Here is a 1,984-nt window from a genome sequence, read left to right on the forward strand (position 1 = left end):
CCGACCGGCAATGAGGCGACAGCTATCAGCGGCCTAAAAGCCGGGTTTAAGTCACTCTTTATTGAATTTTCAAGGTGCTACGCGGTATTTTATACTGCGAAGTTTGAGTCATTAAGAATCAATTCACTGTGGTCGTCTAAATAGTCATGGCAGTTATAATTTGGTGCAAGACATTTCCTACATGCCTCACAATCGTTTTTTCTCCCAGCAGCAAACTCCATCCACAAATGATGAAGTTTTTGTCCATTCCAGATTTCTTTCATACTCTCGTAGTTTAAATCCCCTATTACCAACCTTCTTTTCCAGTCTGGACAGCAGACAGTGACTATCCCATCTGGATTGATCACAGCAGAGTAAAAAGGAAGAGGGCAAATCTGTATGTTTCTTACCTCCTGCCCATAGAGTCCACCATGATCATCTATATCATACCTATCATTCAGTTCATCAAAATCAGACCAAATAGGAATCACCTTTTCTATAAATATCTTATCGCAGATATTATCAAATCTATTAAAAAAATCCTGTTTGCTCTTTTCGTCAGGAAGCGCAATGTCTACAGTCTTAATATATATCTCACACCTTCCCTGACATTTTTCATACAGATCTCGTATATTTTCTGTAAATTTCTCCATATCAATATCCACACCTGCAGTCTCCTTATATCCCTTCTCCGTAGGTGCTTCCACTGAAATCCTTATACGATCTAACCCGCTTGCAGCCAACTCATCATTTAACTCAGGAGTCAGTCTGCTACCATTCGTTACAGTCTCAATCCAGTCGCAAACTCCTTTGCTTTTCGCATAACGAACCATATCTGTAAAATGAGTATTTAATAGTGGCTCTCCTTGTCCCGCAAGGCGAATCATCTTCAAACGTTCGGGAAAATCGCTCAAATCATCTATAATCTTTTTGTATAGTTCAAATGGCATAGTCTGTTTTTCATAAGATTGCTTTTCTCCTGTAGACATAGCACAGAAACGGCATTTGAAGTTACAGACATTGCTCGGATCAATAAAAAGCATATACGGAGTAGAAAGTGGAATCTCCTGATAGAGGTTGTGCCTTTTATTGTTTACTGTTGATACGTTCTTTGCCATGATATGATTTCCTTCATGAATAGCCTGATTTTTCTTTCCTCAACGCTAATTTTCATCTACACATTTCTTTCAACTCTAATAAAATATCACCTTACCATAAGCGGGTCATACAGAATAATCACCTTACTTTCATACCCCATGTCCTTTATCTGCCTGATGACATCCTTAGGTATACGTTTCTCCTCACCGTAGTCCTTCTCGACGTGCTCAACATAGTGGCCTATAAGTTCCGCTCTCCTGGAATCATCACCAACAAAAGCTATTATGCATTTTAATTTGCACTAATATTTGACAATTGTCATAAAGAGAACTATATTAGTCCTCATAAAAATATTGTCTGGCAAATCCTACATGATTGTGCTTTTCCTTAATACAACCATCTTTATCCCTGTATATAAGGGTTCGTGATTGTATCGGTCTACGAAAAACTACCGTGTCCACTCCTATGGTCACCTCATCTCCGATGTTCTCATTTCCTATAATAGTAGCTCCAGCTGAACAAAAAAGAAATTTCCCGATCGATCCGACAGGTTTGCCATCATTGTCTACTTGGGTATTTACAGTCACATTCTGAAGAAAAAAAGCGTATTCACCATATGCCGCATTTCCTAGCACAGTGCCTACTGGATGCTCTACCAAAAATACTTTTGGGAGGTTTGCTTTATACGATATCCATACAGAGTTTAAAGCTTTATTAAGCCCTATGATCTTTCTACAAATATCTTCGTATTCAGGCCGTTCCATCCAAATGCTATTGGCTAAATAGTATAAAAAAATGGCTCTTCATCAGTTTGTGTGGGTAGCTAAAACGCTGTAACCCTTGTAAATATTGAAAAAGCATACATTTTCCTGTACAATTTTTTCGCCAAAAAAAATCTATAGTACAG

2 protein-coding genes are annotated in these 1,984 nt (G+C 38.3%); both read right to left on the reverse strand.

What is annotated here, in order from left to right; all coding sequences use genetic code 11:
- Nucleotides 1-89: 89 nt before the first annotated feature.
- Nucleotides 90-1,097 carry a radical SAM/SPASM domain-containing protein gene (locus ACTNCK_RS11615; RefSeq protein WP_441082885.1) on the reverse strand — a complete coding sequence of 336 codons (1,008 nt, stop codon included), beginning with the start codon at nucleotides 1,095-1,097 and terminating at the stop codon, nucleotides 90-92.
- A gap of 315 nt (nucleotides 1,098-1,412) precedes the next feature.
- A complete protein-coding gene (locus ACTNCK_RS11620; RefSeq protein WP_441082886.1) occupies nucleotides 1,413-1,841 on the reverse strand; it encodes a hypothetical protein in 429 nt (142 codons plus the stop codon).
- Nucleotides 1,842-1,984 lie beyond the last annotated feature (143 nt).

It is taken from the genome of Candidatus Weimeria sp. HCP3S3_B5 (genome assembly GCF_052064335.1).
Classification (GTDB): Bacteria; Bacillota; Clostridia; order Lachnospirales; family Lachnospiraceae; genus Weimeria.

What these genes read in the sequence shown, in the direction of transcription:
- ACTNCK_RS11615 (WP_441082885.1), bottom strand. Translation starts at nt 1,097, where the DNA reads ATGGCAAAGAACGTATCAACAGTAAACAATAAAAGGCACAACCTCTAT.
- ACTNCK_RS11620 (WP_441082886.1), bottom strand. Translation starts at nt 1,841, where the DNA reads ATGGAACGGCCTGAATACGAAGATATTTGTAGAAAGATCATAGGGCTT.